Here is a 21,509-nt window from a genome sequence, read left to right as displayed (position 1 = left end):
AAGGGGCAGGAGCGTGCATGTACAGCTTCAACTGACTTGCCTATGCCAAAAATAGCGCACGATGCCCGCCCTGCATGCTCCAATCCCAACTCCCCTACTCGCCGTTCTCCCGTCCGTCTGCCTTCTCGTTCGTCTGCCCGAATAAACCGGCGGTTTCCTCCGCCGTCAGCTCGCGGCAGCTTCCAGAGGCCAGCTGTTCGTCCAGCCGGAGCGTTCCCATCGACAGCCGCTTGAGGAACACGACACGTTTGCCTACCGCCTGAAACATCCGTTTCACCTGATGGAACTTTCCCTCATGGATCGTTAATTCAATTTCGGACAGCCGCTCCAGCGCCGGATCGCCCGTCTCCAATACCCGCAGCTCCGCAGGCAGCGTCCGGTAGCCGTCATCCAGCTCGACGCCCTCCTGAAAGCTCGCGATATCGTCCGGGCCGACTGCGCCCTCCACCCGGGCGAAATACGTTTTCGGCACATGCTTGCGCGGCGACAGCAGGTTGTGGGCCAGCTTGCCGTCGTTCGTGAGCAGCAGCAGTCCTTCCGTGTCTTTATCCAGCCGCCCGACTGGAAACAAGTCCATATGGGCGTACGTCCCGTCCAGCAAATCAAGCACTGTGCGATCTCGGCGATCTTCAGTCGCGGACACAACGCCCGGCGGCTTGTTCATCATCAGGTACACAAATTCCCGATAATGCACCGCCTCGCCATCAACTTGAATGTGATCCACCCCGGCATTGACCTGCCGCCCGCTGTCCTTGATTCGCTTACCGTTGACGGCAACCGCTCCGCGCTTCACCAGCAGCTTGATTTCGCTGCGCGTTCCAAGCCCGGCGTGCGCCAGCAGCTTGTCCAGCCGCATTGTCGTTTTCATCTCAGGTCCACCTCCATCCGGCAGGGTATTCGTTTTTGAGCATGCCGTCCTGCCACTTGGCCCAGCCGACCGTATAGCCATCGACGGCGATCAGGCAGTAGCCCTTGGCCGACACGTCCGGTCCGGCCGTGCGCAGCTCCCCGGCGGCGAGCTCAATCGTCTCGCCCTTCAAATAACGCACCGCGCGCGGGTCGTTCGCGCGGAAGCTCACGCTGCGCTGCGCGTCCTCCGGGCGCAGCGCGAGAGCGAGCGCTTGCGCAGGCGCAAAGCGCTGCTTGGCTGCGCCGCCGAGATACCATCCGGGCCGAATGACCCGGATGCCGTCCAGCGGCGGCAAGCCCGGCGGCGCAGCGTACGCATGCTCGCTGCGCCACACCAGCTCGGCGCCGGCCCATGGCGGCGCCGTCAGCTGCTCCGCCGCGAAGCGGGCGAGCGCCTCGCGCGGGTCCGCGCCCGCAGCCGGGCCGGCAGCGCGGCGGCCCGACGGCTGCGGCGCGGCGCCAGTCGCGCGACGAGGCGCCCGGCCTGGCCGCGGCGCAGACGCAGGCGCCGCATCAGCCGGCGGCGCACAGGCAATTCCAGCCGTCCGGTCCGGCGGCTGTGCAGCTTCGCGCCGCCGCAGCACGGCGGCGTAGTGCCCTTCGCCGCAGACGCGATGCGGCCAGAGCCGGGCTGTCCCCGCGACTTCCTCCGCGCGGGGGCTGCCTGCGGGGCCGACCCAATCCGGTCGGCCCGGCTCCCAGCCGCCGCGTCCGCCGGTACGCGGCGCCGGCTCCACCTCGAACTCGGCGTGTTCAGCGAGAAACGCCGCGATAATGTCCTCGTTTTCCTCCGGCGAAAACGTACAGGTCGAATACACAAGCCGTCCGCCCGGCCGCAGCATCCGTCCGGCCTGAGCGAGCAGCGTCGTTTGCATCGCCGCGTATTTGGCCGTCCAGGACGGCTCCCAAGCCTTCGCCATCTCCTCTTCCTTGCGAAACATCCCCTCGCCGGAGCAGGGCGCATCCACCAAGATTTTATCGAAATACGCAGCAAACGCTTGCTCCAGCTTTGCAGGGTCCTCATTGAGTACGACAGCGTTGCGAACGCCGTTCAGCTCGATATTTTTCACCAGCGCCTTCACCCGGTCAGGGTGCACATCATTGGCCACAACAAGCCCTTGGCCTTGCAGCTTGGCTGCGATTTGCGTCGTCTTGCCGCCCGGCGCTGCGCACAAATCCAGCACACGGTCGCCCGGCTCAGGCTGCAGCAGCTCCACCGGGGCCATGGCGCTCGGCTCCTGGATGTAATACAAGCCCGCATGGTAATGCGGATGCTTGCCCGGCCGCGCCGTTTCAGGTACATAAAACCCGGTTGGCGTCCACGGTACAGGCATAAGCGGCCAATCCGCGAGCTGCTGATACGCCTCGACGGACAGCTTGAGCGTATTCACCCGCAGCCCGTAAAGCCTCGGTTCGTCGTAGGAGGCCAGAAAAGCGGGATAGTCCTGCTCCAGCAGCCGCTCCATATGCGTTGTAAAAGCAACAGGCAACGTTCGCCCGGTCATAAAACTTCAACTCATTTCCATCTAGGTCTGCATGCCGTCACGCATGATGTTCATTGTACTGTGAACAGCTCGGCGCAAGCAAGCGGGTCGTGTTCAAAATTCGTTCAACTTTCTTGATAGCTTCTAGCAGGAAACTTTCGGGAAGTAACGAATATTTCTAGAGTACGTTATTCTTAGGCCAGGAAGGAAGAAGCTAAACCCTTATGAAAAAGCTCGTCATTTATTTATCTATCATTGTTGTGCTGTTCGGAGGCTTGTACGTCATTAACCAGCAGTCCAACAGCGCCAAGTACAGCAAGTACGAAAATAACGTGTACGGCATCGCGCCGGACAAGCTGAACCCGGAAACACTCAAGCAGCTTGACGATCCGAACTATCAAAACATTATTTTACCGGCTGCGCTGGACGAGAAGCTGCAGAAAAAAGAGTCGTTTTACCTGTATTATTTCGCTTCGACCTGCATTCACTGTAAAGCAACGACACCGATTTTGATGCCGGCGGCCAAAAACCTGGGCGTTGACGTGAAGCAATTTAACCTGGAAGAATTCAAAAACGGCTGGAACAGCTATAAAATCGAAGCGACGCCAACGCTGATTTACTACAAGGAAGGCAAGGAAGTCGAGCGGATCGTTGGCGAGCAAAACGAAGCGACGCTCAAAACGTTCCTGTCCAAATATAAATCCTGATCCGCCCTCAACAGCTCTGCCGCCAGTCGGCCGGAGCTGTTTTTTTGCTCGTCAGCGAAAAAAAGGCGCGCCCTGCGAAGCGAAGGCAGCACCTTTCTAACCTGTATGAGATTCAAACCGAAAGCAGACGTCCGCTAGTCCTCATGGGCCGCAGGCGGCTGAAGCTTGAGCTGCTCCACCAGCTTCTGGAGGGCGGGATCCGTGACCCGTATTGTCAGATCGTAGCTGGCAAACGGCTCCTCGGTCAGCCGCAGCAGCTTGTTCAGATACACGCGAGCCTCCTGCCGCAGCGTGCCCAGCTCGATGCCAAGCACGTCCTCGGGCTCCCGCTCCAGCTTGTCCAGCGCCGCCGACAGCAGCTTGACCGCGCCCCCCGGATTGCCGTTGTGATGATGGTACAGGCCCACTGCGACTTGCAGCAGGCCCTGGTACAACGTATTCCGTCCTTCCTCCAGCCAAAGCTCCTCCATCACTTCATGACATTCGAAGTAATCGCGCTCCACGTTGAAGTAGTAAACAAACAGCACGTACAGCCGGTCATAGTTTCCCATCAAGCCCGATCCTCCCCGGTTCGCGACGGCAAGCTACGCGTTTTTTTTCGCCCGGCTGATCGCATCCGAAATTTGCTCCGACAGCTCCCTCAGCAGCCACGCATCATTGGTATCCCACAGCTCGTTGAAGCGCATCTGGAACTGGGCCGCCTCGCGCACCCGATGGAAAAAGTACAGCTCCTGGATGCCGTTGAGCACCCGGTTGACGATATTCGAGTTGTCCTCGAACAGCTGCTGGGCCTCCATAATTTCGACCCGGATGCTGCTCATCTCCTGATCCAGCAGGTAGGCGGCTTCGGCCGCCTTGCTAAGCCGGTTCACCACTTCCTCAGGCAGCTCCTCGCGGTATTTATAATTAAGCGAATGCTCGATCGTCGCCCAGAAATTCATCGCCAGCGTACGCAGCTGAATTTCCGCCAGCACCCGCTTCATACCAAGCGCCGTCTGTACCGGATATTCGACAATCATATGATAGCTCCGGTAGCCGCTCGGCTTTTTGTTGACAATATAGTCCTTCTCGTAAACAAGCGTCATATCCTCACGGGCGCGGATCAGCTCGGCGAGCCTGCCGATATCCTCGACAAACTGGCACATAATCCGAATGCCTGCGATATCTTCAATGCCGGTTTCGATTTTTTCCATTGGCACATTCAGCCGCTTCGCTTTGTCGAAGATGCTCGAAATCCGTTTCACCCTGCCGGTTACGAACTCAATCGGTGAATATTCATCGCGGCTTTTCAACTCGCCCCGGAGCGTTTTGAACTTGACCTTTAATTCTTCAACCGTTTGCTCATAAGGGAGCAGAAACTTTTTCCAATCGCGACCATCCATACCGGTAACCCTCCTAGACTAGCCTTGATGCGCAGAACCGACCGCCTCCGAAATATGCCGGAAGCCGTCTTTTTTCAGCAGCTTCCTGATCCCGTCATTTAATTGCTTGACCAAACCCGGCCCTTCATAGATCAACGCCGTGTAAATTTCCACCATACTGGCTCCGGCCCGAATTTTGTCATAAGCGTCCTCAGCCGTAAAAATACCGCCGGAGCCGATAATCGGCAGCTTGCCCTCCGTCAGCCGATACACGGTACGGATCAGCTCGGTGGACTTCGACGTAAGCGGACGTCCGCTCAATCCGCCGGTTTCGCCCCGGTTTGCATGCGTCAGCCCGTCCCGGGTAATCGTCGTATTCGAGACGATAATGCCTGACACGTTGCTGCTCAAAATCGTCGCCACCGTATACGCCGTTTCCTCCTCCGTCAGGTCGGGGGCGATCTTCACAAGCACCGGCTTCTCCCGTCCGCCGAACTTGCCGTGCTGGCTGCGGATTTCTTCCTTGACCGCGGCGAGCAGCCGGGACAAGTCGTCGCCGTGCTGAAGATTGCGCAGGTCCGGCGTATTCGGCGAGCTGATATTGACCACGAAAAAATCCCCGTAGCCATACAGGGAACGAATGCAGGCCCGGTAATCGTCCTCTGCCTGCTCATTTGGCGTCGCTTTGTTTTTGCCTATATTGATCGCAAGCGGAATCGTCCGGCTCCCCTGATTGCGCAAATTCCGCTTCATGCCTTCGATCCCGACGTTATTGAAGCCCATCCGGTTGATCAGCGCCTGGTCCGGCGGCAAGCGGAACAGACGCGGCAGCGGATTGCCCTCCTGCGGCAGCGGCGTCACCGTCCCAACCTCCATGAAGCCAAAGCCGATATTGGAGAAGCCCGGAACGGCTTTGCCGTTTTTATCAAGTCCAGCCGCAAGCCCGACCGGGTTGCTGAACCGGATGCCCCACAGCTCCGTCTGCAGCTCCGGGTGGTCGCCCGTTCCCCACATTGCGCGCAGCAGCGCGCGTCCTCCCGGCACACGGCCCGCCGTATGCAGCCCGTCAATCGTCAGATGATGCGCCTTCTCCGGGTCCATCCGAAACAGCATCGGTTTTGCTAAACGTTTGTACAACATCGTCTTGTCGCCCTCTCCCCGTCCATGTCTGGCTCGTGTAACTCTCTCGTTGACAGTTTATCGTTTTATGAAGGAAAAATAAAGGGGACAAACCATGAAGTTACTGCCGCTAAACCGCTGGCAATATGTTAAAATATGATAAAACCCTTGAAAAGGCAGGGCTGATGTCCAATGTCCAGAAAAAAAGTTACCCCGTTTGCACAACGCAAGGTAAAGCAACCGGACGCGCCAAATAAAAAACTGATCATCTGGGTCGGCTCCATCCTGGGCGTCGTCATCGTCGGCATGGCCGCGCTGCTGATTCTCGGCAACTGATGACTAATCAAGCCAGCGGTACACCTTGTTCGGGTTCGTATCCTGGCCCTGCACAGGCACTTTAAACGGAGCTGCGCTAACGGTCACCGCCGACGGCAGCAGCCCACGTCCGATCGTCACCTTCGTTCCGATCGGCACCATGTCAAACAGCTCCTCGACGTCGGCCTGACGCATCCGCACGCAACCAAGCGACTGATCCTTGCCGATGCTTCTCGGCTGGTTTGTGCCGTGGATGGCGTACAACGTATCGGACAGCGTCATTCCGCGGCTTCCGAAGTCGCCGTCCGATTTGCCGTTCGGGTTGCGCACCTTCTCCGAAATGTCGAACACGCCCTCCGGCGTCCGTTCGCCTCCCAATCCAACCGGGTAGCTGCGCAGCACGATGCTGCCGCTGACGAGCGCCAGCCGGTGCGCCGACTTGTCCACGATGATTTCCAGAGGCTGCTCCAGCGGCTGGACAAGTCCGGTCGGCAGCGGCGGCTGACCCGGCTTCGTCTCCTTGCGCACCGATTCCGCCGCGCTGGCAGGATCGGCTCCGGCAGCAAGCGCGTTATTCCACGCGCCCATCTCAGCCGCAATTGCGGTGCGGTTGCGCTCGAACAGCTCCTGCATGTACGGCGTCAGCCCCGGCAATACATTATCCGGATAGTCGGCGGTCAGCTGCGCGGCTGCAGTCGGCGGCTGCCCGTGCTTGCGCATATAGGCGGCAATGGCCGAATGCAGCACGGCCCGCTGCTCCTGCTGCGACATCCAGCCCGCTACAAGCCCTTCCGCCCGCTGCGCGTCTGTCGGCTCGCAGCTGCACGTCTGGGCATCGTGGTAGTTGACCTGCTGCCTGGACGCATCCTCCTGCGCCTCCACGGACACAAGCGGCTCCGGCTTCTTGAGCCAGTCGATCCATGCGGAATCGGCCAGCGGCATCCCCCGCACGAGAATACCGAAGCTCAGCAGACGCTCCCTGAGCAGCATATGCTGCAGCGCCTGCGAGATCGTGTCCGCCGTCTTCGGACCGACGCCATAATACACATGCCCGGCCTGCAGCTTGGCGGCCGTCATGTCCGGCGGCACTTCGGCCGTCACGGCCGCCCGCTCCGGCTCATAGCCTTCCGAATGAGGCAAGCCCGGCACGAGCAGCAGCAGCAAGCCGAGCAGGGTCAAGACCGCTGTGCGGGACCAGGAGGGCAGCCAGCGCTTGACCCGTTTGGCGCGCTCCCCCCGCTCACTCCGCTTGCCGAGCTTATCCGCTCGTGCCGCAGCCCCAGCCGCAGCTTCCGCCCGCTCGGCGGGCGACAGCGCACTGTCCGGAAAGGGCGGCAGCTCGATGTCAATCTTCTGCTCCTCATAAGCCTCATACACCGCTCCGGCCTGGCCATAGCAATAATTCGCTTTCCCCTGCTTGCCTTGCGCTTCATATTCACGGCCCAGCAAATACCAGGCCATTTTATTTTCAGGATGCTCCCTGACATATTTTTTCAAGTATTGCGGGTCCTGCTTGAAAAAGAGCTGCAGTTGCTCGTCGTTCTCTTTTTTAGTCACGATGCAACCCTCGCTTTCCATCATCTCCCTGTTAATATCGGATGAATCAAGCTTTTTTTGAAGCTTTGAAGCAGAGGGCCGAGCTGCATCAAGGGGAAAGCTCCGCTGCGCCCGGCCAAGCGCCCCCCGCATCCAGCCGTTCCATGATGACCGCTTCGAACGCCTCCACCACCAGCGGGTCAAATTGCGTCCCTTTGCAGCGGATCAGCTCGCGGAGTCCTTCCTGCGGGCTGCGGCCTTTCGCATACGGCCGGTCCGTAGTCATCGCGTCAAATGCGTCGGCGACTGCCACGATCCGAACCAGTAACGGAATTTCCTCGCCGCGCCGCCCTTCCGGATAGCCCGAGCCATCCATATGCTCATGATGATACAAGGCGATCAAGGTCGCATCCCGCATGCTTGATTTCGGCTCCAGCTTGGACAAAATCCGGGCGCCGATTGTCGTATGGGCAATCATCAGCTTGAATTCCTCGTCATTCAGCCGCTCCGCTTTCAGCAGCACCCGGTCAGGGACGCCGATTTTCCCGATATCATGCATAAGAGCGGCCCGGTGAAAGGAAAGGCAGGCTTCCTCCGGCATGCCCAGCTTGCGGGCAATCCAAAGCGAATACAACGCCACTCTCGACGAATGGCCGGCCGTATACGGATCTCGCGAGTCCAGCGCCAGCACCAGGGAATGAATAAGGCTGATCGCAAAAGGATGATCGGAGCCGCGGTCCGCATGCTTCATTTCCGTCGCCGCCTCAAGCAAAAACTCCAGCTCTGTAATCCGTTTCTCCAGTTGCTCAATCCGCTGCTGATATGACTTGCTCTCCTCCGACACGATGCTCCCTCCCCTTGTCCGACAATTTTCCTTCATCTTAAACGAAAAGACTTATTCTGTGAAGAGAAACACGTCCCTTCCCAGAATAAGTCTCCAACTCTCGGTTATTTGCCCGTTTGACCGGCTGACGCCGTCTTTGTGCGCAAAATGGCCGTCCGTGTAACGGCGTCCCACTGCACATCAAGCCCGGTCTGCTCCGCAAAAAAGCGCACCGGCACATAAGTCAAATTTTGCTTGATATAAGGCGCCGCATCCGTAGGCTCCAGCACGTCGGCTTTGCCAGGCTCGCTGCGCTTCACGCCGGTCTGATCAATGACCAGCTCAATCGCCGTACCGCCCTTCGTCAGCCGTACCGTGCGGGTCGCTTCTTCAAACGACACCGCGTAGCCAAGCGCTTCCGTGACGGCGCGCACCGGCACCATCGTTCGTCCGTTGCTGATCTCCGGCGCGGCTTCGAATACAAGCTGCTTCGCATTCAGCGCCACCTTGACCGTATCGTCAGCCGTAATCCCGGCCGGCAGCCGGTATGGCTCAATACGACGAAGCTTGTTGTTGTACGAATCGGCGACAAGCAAGCCGCCGTCCGGCAGCACCGCCACATCGCTCGGTCGCTGAAACCGGGCAAATCCTTCAATGCCGTCGCTTTCGCCCGGCGTACCGGCAATCGAGCCGGTCAGCGTCGTCACCTGGCCGTCAGCTACATAACGGATCACATGATTTTGACTGTCGGCGACGAGAACGCCGCCCCCAGCCGTCACCGTCAATCCAAGCGGGAAATTAAACGCCGCGGACGCTGCTGCACCATCCGCATAGCCGCCTGGCACGTACAACTCCTTCAGCGGCTCGGCCTTGCCGCTTCCCGCCACCGTAGTTACCGTTTTCGCTGTCAGGTCGATGTACCGGATACGCTGGTTGCCCGTATCGCTCACGTACAGATTGCCCTGCGCGTCAAGCGCCAGACCGCTTGGCTCGTTGAACCTGGCCTTGGCCAACGGACCGTCAACGAAGTCGCCTGCAGGCGCAGCCTGACCCGGGGTCACTTCCACAGCCCGGTCAGACTTGTCATTCAACGTGGTCACCTGACCCGACGGCGAAATGCTGCGGATGACATGATTCAACGTATCGGCGACATACACGGTGCCATCGGCCGCTACGGCTACATCCAGCGGGCTGTAAAACCGGGCTGCCGCTCCCGGACCATCCGTGTCCCCGAGCAGCCCGCTTCCGGCCAGCGTCGTTACGCGGCCGGCCGTGTCTATTTTACGAATCGCATGATTGCCTGTATCCGCTACAAACAGATTGCCCGCAGCGTCGGCGGCCAGGCCGTGGGGATTGTTGAACAGCGCGTCGTCCAATGCGCCATCCAGCAGTGTCCCGATCGGCATGCCCTTCGCGTCCTTCTCGAACAGAAGACCCGCATACGTCGAAACCTTGCCCTGCTCCAGCTTGCGCAGCAGATGATTCCGGGAATCCGCTGCCAGAATCGTCTGATCAGGCTTGACCACAACACTGACCGGGATGCGGAAATCCGCAAACGTCAGCGCCCCGTCCTGACTGCCCATATCTCCGCTGCCCGCTTCTGTAGTCACCTGCAGCAGCTGCTGCTCATTGGCCCCGCGCAGCCCGTCTGCCTTCCAGTCCGCTGCCGAAGCTCCGATGCTTCCCGCCCACACAGACGCTGCCAGAGCGCCCGCGATGATCTTGATTGCTTGCTTCATACCGTTCTCCTTCCCTGCCGATCAGGGGCGTTAATTCGTCAGCTTGACCGTCGTGACCGACTGGTCGTTTGGCGACATCTCATAGACTGTATTGCCTTGCTTGTCTACAACCTTGACAACAGCTAGCCTGACGGAGGTTTGGCCCGTCGCACCTGTTTTGACCTGCAACGGGAACTTAATCAACTGGCTTTCATTGCTGCTGAGCACCACCTCAGGCACATTGCCGGATGTTGCCGTCTGGAACCGGACACCGGCATAGATCAATTCCTTCTTGCCGGCAGCGGGCGGCTTTTCGGTCAATGTTTCCGCCGCATACGTGCCGCTGAATATCGTCTGGCCGTTGTCCGGCAAGGAGGCAGGTCCTGTATAGCTCAGCACGTCTGCATCGTACACCAGATTCGCTTGCACGCCGTAAAAAGGCTTGCCGCTGAAGTTTTTCATATCCAGCTGCAGCTCGACCTGTCCATTGGCTGCCTGGCCGATCTGCTTCACCGTGATCTGCGGACCCGGAGGCACGACCTCAATCGCTGGAATGGACAATACCGGACTTGTTCCGCCTTCATTTGTCGCTACCGCCTCCAGCTCAACCATCCCGATCTGCGCAGCCGTAAACGACAGCAAGACAGGCACGGCGGAGCCGCTGCCTCGGCCCGTGGCAACTACCGCTCCAGCCTTCGTTCTCAGCACGATTGAGCTGCCGGAATCAGCCGTCAGAGATACGCCCACCTGGTCGTTCAGCTGTACGCGTGTGACGGCCGTTGGACTGACCAGCACCGGCTTGCCTGGCGCCTGCACGCTGCTGCCGCCACTGCCGGTGTTAGTCGATGGCGTGGTCGCTGATTTCGTATCGTTGTTTTTCTGCTGGTCTGACTCAAACCGCTTCTTTTGTTCCTCCGTCAGCTGGGATTTCAGCTTGTCGAGGGCTGCTTGAGTATCCTTAGCCAGCTTGTCTTGATTTTGCTTGTCGACCTTGCTCAACAGGAGCGCTGCGGCTTCCTTTGATTTTTCGACTTTATTCTGATTATTCGTGATCTCGGATTTACGCTTGTCCCCGGCATTAGACGCCGGCTTTCCGTCAGCCAATGCGGGGTCCGCGCCGGCCTTCTTGTCTAGCGGAGTAACGTTTGACAGATCATACTGGTGCTCCGTGCCCAGCCCCTGATTGATCGACAGGATTTCTTGCTCTGTCATTTTCTGATCCTCGACAGCCTGCTTGGCCAGATTAGAAAGCGCATTATCGAAGTTGTCCAGCACCTTGTCCAGGCTCGGCTTATCCTCGTACAGCAGCGTGGATTCCGGATCAGGCTTTTTCGCGCCTTGCTCCTGCTCCTGCTGCAGCTTCGTTTTTAACTGCTCGTTTTCCTTGTCAATCTCGGTCCGGCTCTCCAAAATTTGCTTGATCAGCTCCGGAGGAGCGTCCTTCAATAGCTGCTCCGGGTCGAGCGTATCGACCATAAACCGCAGATCGTTGCTCTCGCCGCGCGAATTCAGCTCAATCTGCTGCGCCGGGTAGATCGTCGTCTGATTCGTTTGCTGCTGCGGCGTATCGTCCACAATTTCGGTCGTCGTCGTCTCGGCATGGATGACGCCGGAAGCTACGGTCGCATACGTGTTGCCCGTCGTCGGATCGACGCGAATGAGCCAGTGGGTCCCCCGCACGCCCATCACCGCCGTCGGCGTTTCGACCTCAAACTCATCCTCCGAGCTAACGAGAGACTTGACCTTGCTCCACACAGCGCCGGCCCATGACTTGACCTTCGACTTTTTGCCGCCGTCATCAACCAGCTCCGAAATATAAATTTCCGCATTTTCACTGATGGTCACTTCATCATTACGGTCTGCAATATTCAGCACAACCGAGGCTCCGGAGCCTGTGGCGATCAGGTCTCCCTGATTCAGCGCCAGATCCGGATAAACGGAAATCGAACGTGATCCGCCTGCTTTCGTGTAAGTGACATCACCAGTCACTGACACAACAATGGCCGAACGAGCCGATTTGGCGGCCGCAGGTGAAGCCAGACCTGACGAAATCAAACTCAGGACCAACGCAGCGACCAGACACCATAACCAAAACGCCCTGCCCTCCAACCTATGTATACGTACTTCGTGTTTCACTGGGTGTTTCCACTCCTCCATCATAATTAAAATAAGAAAAGCTTCGCATCGTAGCACTTTCGATGACGATACATCCGTGTTTTAGCGGTAGCTTCTCTTGCGATTATAGAATCCTTCAGCTTCAAGCACTGATTTGTTGGAGCCCTTCTGACAACCTCTGTCTGCTTCCCTTTTCTCATTGTAAGGTGGAGGTTTTCAATACGCAACGGGCTGACTGCGAAAAAAGTCGAAACGGTATGAACATTCACATTATTTCCCCGGAAATACTCGCAATTTACCGCTTCACAGACGGCGGCGCAGCGTGAATACCGGTTACCTCGTACAGCTTTAGAGGTACGCTTTTGCCTTTCATAAGCTTCTCGCCTGCATAATTATAATGGAAATAATCCTTCGTCAATTCATACGTCACCTCGGACACGAGCACCTGATTCGGCTGCGTATTCGATTCGATCCGGGCGGCCGTGTTGACATTGTCGCCGATGGCCGTATAGTCGACGCGCAAGTACGACCCGATGTTGCCGACGACCACATCGCCTGTATTAATCCCGATGCCGACAGCAATGGTGACTCCGTATTTCTCCAGAACGTCGGCGCGCACCTTCTCCATCCCTTTCTGAATTTCGAAAGCGGTTTTTACCGCGTAATAAGGATGGTCCGGCACGTCGAGCGGCGCGTTATACAAAATCATGGCGGCGTCGCCGATAAATTTGTCAATCGTCCCGTGGTTGTCCAGCGCGCGCTCGGTAATCAAGTTAAACATCAGGTTCAGAAAGTCGACCACTTCCTCCGGCTTGAGCCGCTCGGACAACGGCGTGAAGCCGCGCACATCAAGGAACAAAATCGTCAGCTCCTTGCTGATGCCGCCCAATTGAATCTCCTGCTCGCTTGTGGCGATTTCCTTAACCAGATCGGGAGAAATGTAACGTCCGAACTGCTTCGTAATATAGTTTTTTTGCTTCGTTTCGAAATACGTCTTCATTGAAATATTGCCAAGATACGCCAGCAAGCCGCAGGCTACCGGGTTAATGACCTCCACGCTCATCAGCATGGACGCAAACAGCACATATTGCCCGCCCAGCAGCACGACGGTAATGCCCAGCATCAGCAGCGCGCCCGATGTGGCGCGAAGACGCCATGTAACAAGCCCGCAGATCAGCGCCGTCACGACGGCCAACGCAAGCTCCAGCAGCGGATTGGCCCGTGTAATGACCTGATCCTTCAAGATTTGGTTCAAAATATTCGCGTGCGCGTAGACCAGATGCATATGATTTTCAATCGGCGTGATCCCTTCATCAGAGCCTGGCGCAACATAGCCGACCAGCACCAGACGGTCCTTGAACACGGACGAAGGCACCTTGCCCTGCAGCACCTGATTAAACGATACCGTCTCGAAATCAAATTCCTTCGCATCCCAGCGAATCATCATCTCGGACTTCGGACGGTCCTTGATCAAGGGCAAATTCAGGTAGCGGTCCACATTGACGCCCGCCATCTGCGCCATCGCCAGACCCAGCGACGGGAACACCCCGTCTGGCGTATCAATCTGCAGCCAGTTGAACCGCACAACGCCGTCCGTCGGGTCAAACGCCGCATTAATGTGCGCCCGGTTGGCATAAGGCTTGAACAGCTCAATCGGCTCCTGCACGCTCCGCGCCTTGATCAGCTCGCCGGCCTTTACCGTTGTGCTCCGGTCAAATTCGCCTTCAAGCAGCGCATGGGACGGCAAAATAATGTTTTTATGCTTGGCCAGCTCAGCCGCGAGCGCCTGGTCGCTCTCCGGCTTGTTGCTCGACGTATATAACTCGATATCGAAGGCAATGACCTTTGCTCCGCCCTCCTCCAGCTTGGCGATCAGCTTAGCATACTCCTTGCGGTCCCAAGGATAAGGGCCTACCTCCTTGATGGATTGCTCGTCAATGCCGACCACGACAATGTCCTCATGCGGCTGCTGGGACATCGTTCCCTGCAAGTTCCAGGACGTCACCTGGTTCGAAAGCACCTGCAGCGTTCCGTATGACAAAAGCAGAATACAGAGCAGCAAGATCAGCCCATTGCCGAGCAAAATAACGTTCGATTTATTCAATTCCTTCTTCATAACTAGCCCCCAGCGGATTAATCTAGCCCCTACATCTTACCATATAAAGCGGAAGGATGGCGTAAATAAATCGTCAAAAAAAGCTAAAAAAAGACCTACCCCGCACTGGTCAGGGTAGGTCTTTGGATGGAGCGGCCCGCTTGTTCCGCTTAGTTGAAAGGAGTGTCTGCAACCTTGATCGAATCGGTAGGGCAGCCGTCTTGCGCATCCTGCAGATCGTCGTACAGATCGTCAGGAATTGCCGTTACGCCTTTGTTGCCGTCGCCGTCAAAAATAACCTCAGCAAGACCCTCATCGTCGTAGTCGTAGATGTCAGGAGCTGTGGCGCCACAGGCGCCACAGGCGATACAGGTATCTTTCTCAACCCAAGTGTATTTAGACATATTCAATCTTCCTCCTCTAATTTAGGTGTACATAGGTGTACAACTTAATGGTTCTTATCCTACCATATAATATTATAAAAAAACGGAAAGTTCAAATAGAAAACAATTGAATATCCCTCTCATTCCCATCGGAGAGCGGGCTTGCTTCACCGTTCTCCGTCCTCCTCGTGCAGCCCCTTCAGCCGCAAATGGTCCATCTGCAACGAGGTGCCGCGCAGCTTGCCGTTGCGAATCAAAGCCGACGGATCATCGCTTAGCATACCCGCCGTCAGCACGGCGCTTTCGCCGAATTTGTCGCGCAGCGCGTCCAGCGTCCGGTTCAGCTTTTCCTTGACCGGCTGCTGCTGGTAGCTGAACAAGTCGAGCTGAACAGCCGCCTCGCTGCGCGGAGTCAAGCTTTGCAGGGTGATGCCGAGCAGCCTGACCGGCTCGCCTTCCTGCCAATAATCGTCGAATAGCCGACAGGCCGTCCGATAACATACATCGGCATGCTCCGTAGGCTCCGCCAGCTTCGCCGCGCGCGTGATCGTCTTCATATCGGGATCGCGCACCGTAATCGACACCGTATGGGCCAGCAGCTCCTGGCGCCGCAGCCTGCGTCCGACCTGATCGGCGATATTCAGCAGCACGCGGTGCAGGTCGGCGCGTCTGGTCATATTAACCGGCAAAGTTGTCGTATGCCCGATCGACTTGCTTTGCTCCCGCTCCGGATTAACCGGTGAATCATCCTCTCCGCAAGCGGCTCGCTTCAGCCAGCTTCCCAGCACCCCGAATTGCTGGATGAGCAGCTTCTCGTCGGCTTTTGCCAGCTCGCCAAGCGTGCGAATATTGAGACGGACCAGCTTTTCAGCCGTTCTCTGGCCGATGCCGAACAAGGTCGCGCAGGGACTGGGCCAGAGCACATTCGGCACATCGCGCTTGCGCAGCACCGAAATACCGTTTGGCTTGCGCATATCGGAGGCCATCTTCGCTAGCAGCTTGTTGGGCGCTATGCCGATCGAACAAGGAAGCCCCAGCTCCTCGCGAATGCGTCGCTGCAGCGTCCCGGCAATTTCCAGCGGCGTCCCCATAGACTTGGAGCCGGTAATATCGACATAACATTCGTCGATGGACATCGTTTCGACCAAGGGGGAATATTCATAGGCAATTCGCATAAATCGCCGGGAAAAATCCCGGTACAAGTCAAAATCCGGCCGGATCAGCAGAAGCTCGGGACAATGCTTGAGCGCCTGGCTGACCAGCATCCCTGTCTTGACGCCGCGAGCGCGGGCCGGATAAGAGCAGGTGACAATAATCCCCTTGCGCAGCTCGACGCTGCCGGCTACAGCCACCTCCTTGCCCCTGTACAGCTCAGGCTCAACCGCCTCATGCACAGAGCAATAGAACGCGTTCATGTCGATATGCAAAATGACCCGGCCGTTCACCGGATACGCATGTGTTGCCGACTGCGAAGGGATTCGTCCAGTCATCGCCAGCCTCCTTTTACCTTACCACATACTCATCTTAGCACATACGTTCGCAAAAAACATCACGCAATTTCCCCCTGACCCGAGAGGTCGGCGTATTCCCGCTAAATCTGATAAATGCCACGTAAAGGGCAGCCAGCCAGCCGCTTGCTCCATGTTTTTTCGGCGAACATCCCCCGCTCCCGTCCACATTGTGTTATAATCAACAATTAGAATTTACATTTGACAAGCCATTACGAAACAGGAGGATTCCCATGACTGGCACGGTAAAAATATTCGATACGACGCTTCGCGACGGCACGCAAGGAGAAGGCGTCAGCCTCTCCGTTGAGGACAAGCTCAAAATTGCGCAGAAGCTCGACGCCCTGGGGGTTACTTATATAGAAGGCGGCTGGCCGGGCAGCAACAACAAGGATATTGACTTTTTTATCCGCGTCAAGGAGCTTGAGCTGAGCCATGCCAAAATTACCGCATTCGGCAGCACGCGCCGTAAAGACACGCTTGCTGCGCAGGACGCCAACCTGAACCGGATTCTGGAAGTCGGCGTTTCCGTCGCAACAATTTTCGGAAAGTCCTGGGATTTTCACGTACACACCGCTATTCAGACGACGCTGGAAGAAAATTTGGCCATGATTTACGACTCCGTCCATTACCTGAAGCAAAACGGACTGGAAGTCATCTATGACGCCGAGCATTTCTTTGACGGTTACAAAAATAACCCGGACTACGCGCTGTCGACGATCCGCCAAGCGGAAGCGGCCGGGGCCGACTGGGTTGTGCTGTGCGATACGAACGGCGGGACGCTGCCGCATGAGATCAGCGAAATTGTCACGGCAGTGCGCCAGCAGCTGCAAGTTCCTATCGGCATTCATGCCCATAACGATTGCGAGCTGGGCGTAGCCAACAGTTTGGCGGCCGTGATGGCCGGAGCAACCCAGGTGCAGGGCACCATCAACGGCTACGGCGAGCGCTGTGGCAATGCCAACCTTGTATCCATCATGCCCACTCTGCAGCTCAAGCTCGGATATAACGTGATCAGCGACGAGCAAATGGCAGCCTTAACAAGCGTGGCGCGTTATGTAAGTGAAATTGCGAATATGCATATGCCGATCAACCAGCCTTATGTAGGAGCGGCGGCATTCGCCCATAAGGGCGGCATCCACGTCTCGGCCATCCTCCGTGACTCCAGCACGTACGAGCATCTGAAGCCGGAGCTGGTCGGCAACAAGCAGCGGGTGCTCGTATCCGAGCTGGCCGGACAAAGCAATCTGGTGTTTAAGGCGCAGGAGTTGGGACTGGACTTTGACATCAATAACGTCCAAACCAAGCAGTTGATTGATCAGATCAAGGAGATGGAGCATCAAGGCTACCAGTTCGAGGGGGCCGACGCGACGCTTGAGCTGCTGATCCGCAACGCCTACGGCAAGCTGGAGGAAGTGTTTTCGCTGGAGTCCTTCAAAATCATGGTTGCCAAAAATCTGAACCAGCCGGTCGTGTCCGAGGCTATCGTCAAGCTGAAGGTTCATGGCCAAACCTGTTATAACGCAGCCGAGGGCAACGGTCCGGTGAATGCGCTCGACAATGCGCTGCGCAAATCTTTAATGAAGTATTATCCGGGCATCCAGAATATCCACCTGTCAGACTATAAAGTGCGTGTGCTTGATGAAAAGGATGCGACGGCGGGCAAGGTTCGCGTGCTGATCGAGTCGTCCGACTTCCAGAACACCTGGAGCACCGTTGGCGTATCCGAAAATATTATTGAAGCAAGCTGGCAGGCGCTGGCGGACAGCATTCGGTACGCGCTGCTGAATCAGACGCGTGCCGACAGCAAGCAGCCGGAGGAGCAGCAGGAACGGCTTGGCCTTGTGAACCATTAACCGTTCAGCTCGAACGGCTCGGCTTGCGAATCATCCGGTGCATCGTGTAAAGAAATCCCGTACCGCTGGTTATCTTGTAAACAAAGTAACCTGAATTTCAGTAACCAGCCCCGGCTGCAGAGCGGTCCCCGTCCAGGACCTGCTCTGCAGCTTTTTGGCGATTATCCGTTAGCGTCCGTCGACGATTCACCGATAAGCTTGCGGATTTTCTGCTCCAGCTCCTCTGGCGTCAGCACATGGATGATTTCCGCCAGCCGCCCCTCCTTGTCGATCAGGAAACTGGTTGGCACAAATAAAATCCGGTAATCTTGCGCCGCACCGCCCGATGTATCAAGCAGCACAGGGAAATTCAGGCGATAACGGCTGACAAAGCCTTTAACATCCTGCATCCGGTCCCCTTTGGTCACATTGACGGCGTACAAATCAAGCTTGTCCCGGTGCCGCTCATAAACCTGCTTCAAAGCGGGCACCTCCTCATGGCACGGATCGCACCACGACGCCCAGAAATTAAGCAGCATCGGCTTGTCCCGTTTGCCGCCGATCGTATACGCCTTGCCGTCCAGCCCCTGAAGCGATTGTGTCGGTACAGGCTGGCTGACGGCAATGACCGGCTTCGCAGGGGCGGCGGCGGCCTGCGCTAGCGGCTCGTTTCTGGCTTGCTGCCACAGTCCCGTTGCTGTCAGTGCGAGCGCTGCCAGCCCGATCAGTACATTTGTTTTTTTCATGAAAGGCTCGGCTCCTCTACGGCTTGATGTACCTGACAGTATGCCCACGTTTGTTCCATTCATTCCCGGCGTCGGTACGGCCCGTTGCAGGTCGGACTCGCATGGGATACGCTGCTTCAGGGCATAGTAACTCCTAAAATTGGCTTCCCTGGAGGTACAAGCACAGCTATGGAAAAAACAAAACGGAAGCGGCTTACGATCACCTTCGAAAACGACATCATCGCTGATGAGCAGGTCCAGCCGCACAAGCAATCGGCCGCCTCGGGCAAGCAGGCGTCAGCAGCCTCCGGCTCGCGCGGGCTCATCTGGGAATTTATCGCCCTCGCGACAGTCCCGCTTGTGCTGGTACTCGGCAACTCCATGCTGGTGCCGATTTTGCCGGACCTGCAGACGCGGCTTGGCATCAGCCAGCTGCAAAGCAGCCTCGTGATCACCTTGTTTTCGGTAACAGCCGGACTCGTCATTCCGGTATCGGGTTATTTATCCGACCGGCTGTCGCGAAAAGCGGTGATGATCCCTTCTTTGATTATTTACGGCAGCGCAGGCGTGCTGGCCGGCCTCGGCGCCGTATGGAACTCCTATACCATGATGATGATCGGGCGGGTGCTTCAAGGGCTCGGAGCAGCCGGAACAGCGCCAATTGCAATGGCGTTGGCCGGAGATTTATACAATGACGGCACGGAAAGCAAAGCGCTTGGTCTGACCGAAGCTTCCAATGGCTTTGGCAAAGTGCTCAGTCCTATTTTCGGCTCGCTGCTTGCGCTGATCGTCTGGTATGCCGCTTTTTTTGCCTTTCCCGTCTTCTGCCTGCTCGCGCTGCTGGCGGTCCTTTTTTTGCTGAAGGAGCCGAAGCGGACAACCGAGCCGCCCAAGCTGGGCGCGTATGTCGGACAAATCGGCAGCGTCATGAAGCAGAAGGGCCGCTGGCTGATCACGTCCTTTTTCGCCGGAGCTGCGGCTTTGTTTGTGCTGTTTGGTGTTCTGTTTTATTTATCCAACATACTGGAGGAGCCTCCGTACAGTATCCAGGGCGTAAAAAAAGGCTTGGTGCTGGCAATCCCGCTGCTTGGACTGGTCATCACCTCCTACACGACCGGGGCCACGATTAAAAAAAACGGCACCTTGATGCGCTGGCTTATGATGATCGGACTCGGGCTGATGACGGCAGCGCTCGGAGCTTGTATTTTTTTGCTTCAAAGCCATCTGGTTGTGTTTATCGGGCTGCTCACATTAAGCAGTATTGGAACAGGCCTGCTGCTGCCCTGCCTGAATACGATGATTACCGGCTCGGTCGAACGGGATCAGCGGGGTATGATTACCTCGATCTACAGCAGTCTGCGCTTTCTCGGCGTAGCTGCCGGTCCCCCGCTGTTCGGCTGGATGATGGAGCGGTCCCATCAGCTTGTATTTATCAGTGTTGCCCTCTTAACGGCCTTGACATTGGCGCTTGTAGGGGGGCTGGTCAAACCGCATGGAACGCTTGGAGATGCAGGCAAATGACAGAAACGGGGACGGGGGCTATAATGAGGAGACAAGGCATTTAGCTGCAAAGCAAAGGACGAGGCGCGAGATGATCAGCAGTGTGGACATAACCATTACCCGCGATGCCTTCCAGGCCGCGGTGAATCATTCCAGAAGCTTATTTCCGCAGGAGGGCTGCGGACTTTTATTCGGCAGCGCAGCAAGCGCCGACGGAGCTCCGGACTCCGCGCCGCGGGTTGTCCGGTTTATGCCGATCGCCAACGTGGCGGCTAATCCGGAACGGAGCTTCGACATGCATCCCAAGCAGCTTATTGAAGCGCTGTACGCCGCTGCGCGCACCACCACAGACAGCGGGCCGCTGGAGCTGCTTGGCCTGCTCCATTCCCATCCCGGCGGTTCGCTCCCTCCTTCGGCGGCCGACCTCGGTTCCCTCTGGCATACGACGCCGAGCCACTGGATCGTATCGCTGAGTAATGGAGGGGAGCCGCTGGTCAAGGCTTACCGATACGTCGGAGCCAGCCGCACCGACAGACGCGCCGTTCCCCTTGCGTTCAGGATGGGATGATTCCGCCGCCCGCGCCTTAGGCTTGAAGCAAGCAAAAAATCTTCGGACGCCTGCAGCGGTCCGAAGTGATTAATGCCGGCTGAGCTGCGCATACAGATCGCCTAAGGTTTGAACATCCCGGTCCTTCGCTTCGCCAAGCAATCTGGACCACAAGGTAGCCGTCATCCGCGCATCCTCCAGCGCATGATGCCGCTGGGTGACTTCGACGCCGTACACATCCAGCAGCGTGTCCAGATCATACGATTTCAGCCGAGGATTAAGCCACTTGGCGACCATCATCGTATCAAGCAGGCGATGCGTTAAATTTACCTTGGAGGTGCGCCACAACGCCGCATTCAGAAAATGCTTGTCATGCCCTGTGCCATGGGCGACCAGCACCTTCTGCTGGACAAATTCCAGAAAGCCGCGCAGCGCCGACAGCAGCTCAGGAGCTTCCGACACCTCCGAATTGCTGATGCCCGTCAGTTCCTCGATTTCCGAAGGGATCGTCCGTTTGGGATTAACCAGACTGTAATACGTATCATCCGCAACGACCTCAGAGCCGTTAACTGCAACCGCGCCGAACGAAATAATTTCATCCCCGTTATAAGGAGAGAAGCCGGTCGTTTCCAGATCGAACACAACCAGCTCAACGGTTTCCAGTGGAATTTCATACAAGGAATTTTTGCGCTGCTCCTTCATCATCGAACGGATAAACGCCATCTGCTGCGCGCTCTGCATATCAAACATGGAGGTGATGGCAGGCGTCAATCCGCCCATCTTGTACAGACTCCACATTCTTCCCGACGGCCTCATATCCTTCATATCC

The 21,509-nt window shown here is 57.2% G+C and carries 19 protein-coding genes; 5 read left to right on the top strand and 14 right to left on the bottom strand.

Annotated features, from left to right (window positions below; all coding sequences use genetic code 11):
* Positions 1 to 94: 94 nt before the first annotated feature.
* Together AC6ROY_RS17225 and AC6ROY_RS17220 are read right to left on the bottom strand one after the other, a co-directional pair.
* The gene (locus tag AC6ROY_RS17225) at positions 95 to 868 is read right to left on the bottom strand and encodes a pseudouridine synthase (RefSeq protein ID WP_500101808.1); all 774 of its coding nucleotides are present in this window, start codon (positions 866 to 868) and stop codon (positions 95 to 97) included.
* 1 nt (position 869) lies between these two features.
* A complete protein-coding gene (locus tag AC6ROY_RS17220; protein WP_500101807.1) occupies positions 870 to 2,414 on the bottom strand; it encodes an RsmB/NOP family class I SAM-dependent RNA methyltransferase in 1,545 nt (514 codons plus the stop codon).
* Positions 2,415 to 2,617: 203 nt separating this feature from the next.
* Between AC6ROY_RS17220 and AC6ROY_RS17215 the strand changes: the two genes are divergently transcribed.
* Entirely contained in the window at positions 2,618 to 3,100 is a 483-nt protein-coding gene (locus AC6ROY_RS17215) for a thioredoxin family protein (RefSeq protein ID WP_500101806.1), read from the top strand.
* A 134-nt stretch (positions 3,101 to 3,234) separates the two neighbouring features.
* Here AC6ROY_RS17215 and AC6ROY_RS17210 read toward each other — a convergent pair whose 3' ends face one another.
* Genes AC6ROY_RS17210 through AC6ROY_RS17200 form a run of 3 tightly spaced genes read right to left on the bottom strand, consistent with a single transcriptional unit; the run spans position 3,235 to position 5,601 of the window.
* Positions 3,235 to 3,651, bottom strand: a complete 417-nt coding sequence (locus AC6ROY_RS17210) for a DUF309 domain-containing protein (protein ID WP_500101805.1) — start codon at positions 3,649 to 3,651, stop codon at positions 3,235 to 3,237.
* A gap of 33 nt (positions 3,652 to 3,684) precedes the next feature.
* Positions 3,685 to 4,482, bottom strand: coding sequence for a GTP diphosphokinase (yjbM, locus tag AC6ROY_RS17205; RefSeq protein ID WP_500101804.1), 798 nt, complete (start codon positions 4,480 to 4,482; stop codon positions 3,685 to 3,687).
* A gap of 18 nt (positions 4,483 to 4,500) precedes the next feature.
* The gene (locus tag AC6ROY_RS17200) at positions 4,501 to 5,601 is read right to left on the bottom strand and encodes a quinone-dependent dihydroorotate dehydrogenase (RefSeq protein ID WP_500101803.1); all 1,101 of its coding nucleotides are present in this window, start codon (positions 5,599 to 5,601) and stop codon (positions 4,501 to 4,503) included.
* Between the two features lie 171 nt (positions 5,602 to 5,772).
* Here AC6ROY_RS17200 and AC6ROY_RS17195 point away from each other — a divergent pair, with 171 nt between their 5' ends.
* A complete protein-coding gene (locus tag AC6ROY_RS17195; protein ID WP_500101802.1) occupies positions 5,773 to 5,916 on the top strand; it encodes a hypothetical protein in 144 nt (47 codons plus the stop codon).
* Positions 5,917 to 5,919: 3 nt separating this feature from the next.
* Here AC6ROY_RS17195 and AC6ROY_RS17190 read toward each other — a convergent pair whose 3' ends face one another.
* The 7 genes from AC6ROY_RS17190 to AC6ROY_RS17160 form a co-directional block, all read right to left on the bottom strand.
* On the bottom strand, positions 5,920 to 7,452 hold the full coding sequence (locus tag AC6ROY_RS17190) for a L,D-transpeptidase (RefSeq protein ID WP_500101801.1): 1,533 nt from the start codon (positions 7,450 to 7,452) through the stop codon (positions 5,920 to 5,922).
* A gap of 88 nt (positions 7,453 to 7,540) precedes the next feature.
* Positions 7,541 to 8,275, bottom strand: a complete 735-nt coding sequence (locus AC6ROY_RS17185; protein ID WP_500101800.1) for an HD-GYP domain-containing protein — start codon at positions 8,273 to 8,275, stop codon at positions 7,541 to 7,543.
* A gap of 104 nt (positions 8,276 to 8,379) precedes the next feature.
* Positions 8,380 to 9,993 (bottom strand): stalk domain-containing protein, encoded by a 1,614-nt coding sequence (locus tag AC6ROY_RS17180; RefSeq protein ID WP_500101799.1) that lies wholly within the window; start codon positions 9,991 to 9,993, stop codon positions 8,380 to 8,382.
* A 30-nt stretch (positions 9,994 to 10,023) separates the two neighbouring features.
* Positions 10,024 to 12,108 (bottom strand): FecR domain-containing protein, encoded by a 2,085-nt coding sequence (locus tag AC6ROY_RS17175; protein WP_500101798.1) that lies wholly within the window; start codon positions 12,106 to 12,108, stop codon positions 10,024 to 10,026.
* 274 nt (positions 12,109 to 12,382) lie between these two features.
* Entirely contained in the window at positions 12,383 to 14,203 is a 1,821-nt protein-coding gene (locus AC6ROY_RS17170) for a CHASE2 domain-containing protein (RefSeq protein WP_500101797.1), read from the bottom strand.
* A gap of 149 nt (positions 14,204 to 14,352) precedes the next feature.
* The gene (locus AC6ROY_RS17165) at positions 14,353 to 14,586 is read right to left on the bottom strand and encodes a ferredoxin (protein ID WP_500101796.1); all 234 of its coding nucleotides are present in this window, start codon (positions 14,584 to 14,586) and stop codon (positions 14,353 to 14,355) included.
* A gap of 146 nt (positions 14,587 to 14,732) precedes the next feature.
* Positions 14,733 to 16,055 carry a DNA polymerase IV gene (locus AC6ROY_RS17160; RefSeq protein ID WP_500101795.1) on the bottom strand — a complete coding sequence of 441 codons (1,323 nt, stop codon included), beginning with the start codon at positions 16,053 to 16,055 and terminating at the stop codon, positions 14,733 to 14,735.
* Between the two features lie 251 nt (positions 16,056 to 16,306).
* Between AC6ROY_RS17160 and cimA the strand changes: the two genes are divergently transcribed.
* On the top strand, positions 16,307 to 17,929 hold the full coding sequence (gene cimA / locus AC6ROY_RS17155) for a citramalate synthase (RefSeq protein WP_500101794.1): 1,623 nt from the start codon (positions 16,307 to 16,309) through the stop codon (positions 17,927 to 17,929).
* A gap of 161 nt (positions 17,930 to 18,090) precedes the next feature.
* Here the strand turns inward: cimA and AC6ROY_RS17150 are convergent, their stop codons facing one another.
* A complete protein-coding gene (locus AC6ROY_RS17150) occupies positions 18,091 to 18,654 on the bottom strand; it encodes a TlpA family protein disulfide reductase (RefSeq protein WP_500101793.1) in 564 nt (187 codons plus the stop codon).
* 168 nt (positions 18,655 to 18,822) lie between these two features.
* Here AC6ROY_RS17150 and AC6ROY_RS17145 point away from each other — a divergent pair, with 168 nt between their 5' ends.
* Both AC6ROY_RS17145 and AC6ROY_RS17140 read left to right on the top strand, forming a co-directional pair.
* Complete coding sequence (locus AC6ROY_RS17145) at positions 18,823 to 20,154, top strand: MFS transporter (RefSeq protein WP_500101792.1); 1,332 nt, start codon at positions 18,823 to 18,825, stop codon at positions 20,152 to 20,154.
* A 70-nt stretch (positions 20,155 to 20,224) separates the two neighbouring features.
* On the top strand, positions 20,225 to 20,701 hold the full coding sequence (locus AC6ROY_RS17140; protein ID WP_500101791.1) for a M67 family metallopeptidase: 477 nt from the start codon (positions 20,225 to 20,227) through the stop codon (positions 20,699 to 20,701).
* A 69-nt stretch (positions 20,702 to 20,770) separates the two neighbouring features.
* Here the strand turns inward: AC6ROY_RS17140 and AC6ROY_RS17135 are convergent, their stop codons facing one another.
* Positions 20,771 to 21,505, bottom strand: a complete 735-nt coding sequence (locus AC6ROY_RS17135; RefSeq protein WP_500101790.1) for an exonuclease domain-containing protein — start codon at positions 21,503 to 21,505, stop codon at positions 20,771 to 20,773.
* Between the last annotated feature and the right edge of the window lie 4 nt (positions 21,506 to 21,509).

The organism is Paenibacillus sp. sg306046 (assembly GCF_059821225.1).
This window is presented reverse-complemented; position numbering and strand designations above follow the sequence as displayed.

Coding starts and splice junctions, on each gene's coding strand:
- AC6ROY_RS17225 (WP_500101808.1), bottom strand. CDS start 868: ATGAAAACGACAATGCGGCTGGACAAGCTGCTGGCGCACGCCGGGCTT.
- AC6ROY_RS17220 (WP_500101807.1), bottom strand. CDS start 2,414: ATGACCGGGCGAACGTTGCCTGTTGCTTTTACAACGCATATGGAGCGG.
- AC6ROY_RS17215 (WP_500101806.1), top strand. CDS start 2,618: ATGAAAAAGCTCGTCATTTATTTATCTATCATTGTTGTGCTGTTCGGA.
- AC6ROY_RS17210 (WP_500101805.1), bottom strand. CDS start 3,651: ATGGGAAACTATGACCGGCTGTACGTGCTGTTTGTTTACTACTTCAAC.
- yjbM (WP_500101804.1), bottom strand. CDS start 4,482: ATGGATGGTCGCGATTGGAAAAAGTTTCTGCTCCCTTATGAGCAAACG.
- AC6ROY_RS17200 (WP_500101803.1), bottom strand. CDS start 5,601: ATGTTGTACAAACGTTTAGCAAAACCGATGCTGTTTCGGATGGACCCG.
- AC6ROY_RS17195 (WP_500101802.1), top strand. CDS start 5,773: ATGTCCAGAAAAAAAGTTACCCCGTTTGCACAACGCAAGGTAAAGCAA.
- AC6ROY_RS17180 (WP_500101799.1), bottom strand. CDS start 9,993: ATGAAGCAAGCAATCAAGATCATCGCGGGCGCTCTGGCAGCGTCTGTG.
- AC6ROY_RS17170 (WP_500101797.1), bottom strand. CDS start 14,203: ATGAAGAAGGAATTGAATAAATCGAACGTTATTTTGCTCGGCAATGGG.
- AC6ROY_RS17165 (WP_500101796.1), bottom strand. CDS start 14,586: ATGTCTAAATACACTTGGGTTGAGAAAGATACCTGTATCGCCTGTGGC.
- AC6ROY_RS17160 (WP_500101795.1), bottom strand. CDS start 16,055: ATGACTGGACGAATCCCTTCGCAGTCGGCAACACATGCGTATCCGGTG.
- cimA (WP_500101794.1), top strand. CDS start 16,307: ATGACTGGCACGGTAAAAATATTCGATACGACGCTTCGCGACGGCACG.
- AC6ROY_RS17150 (WP_500101793.1), bottom strand. CDS start 18,654: ATGAAAAAAACAAATGTACTGATCGGGCTGGCAGCGCTCGCACTGACA.
- AC6ROY_RS17145 (WP_500101792.1), top strand. CDS start 18,823: ATGGAAAAAACAAAACGGAAGCGGCTTACGATCACCTTCGAAAACGAC.
- AC6ROY_RS17140 (WP_500101791.1), top strand. CDS start 20,225: ATGATCAGCAGTGTGGACATAACCATTACCCGCGATGCCTTCCAGGCC.
- AC6ROY_RS17135 (WP_500101790.1), bottom strand. CDS start 21,505: ATGAAGGATATGAGGCCGTCGGGAAGAATGTGGAGTCTGTACAAGATG.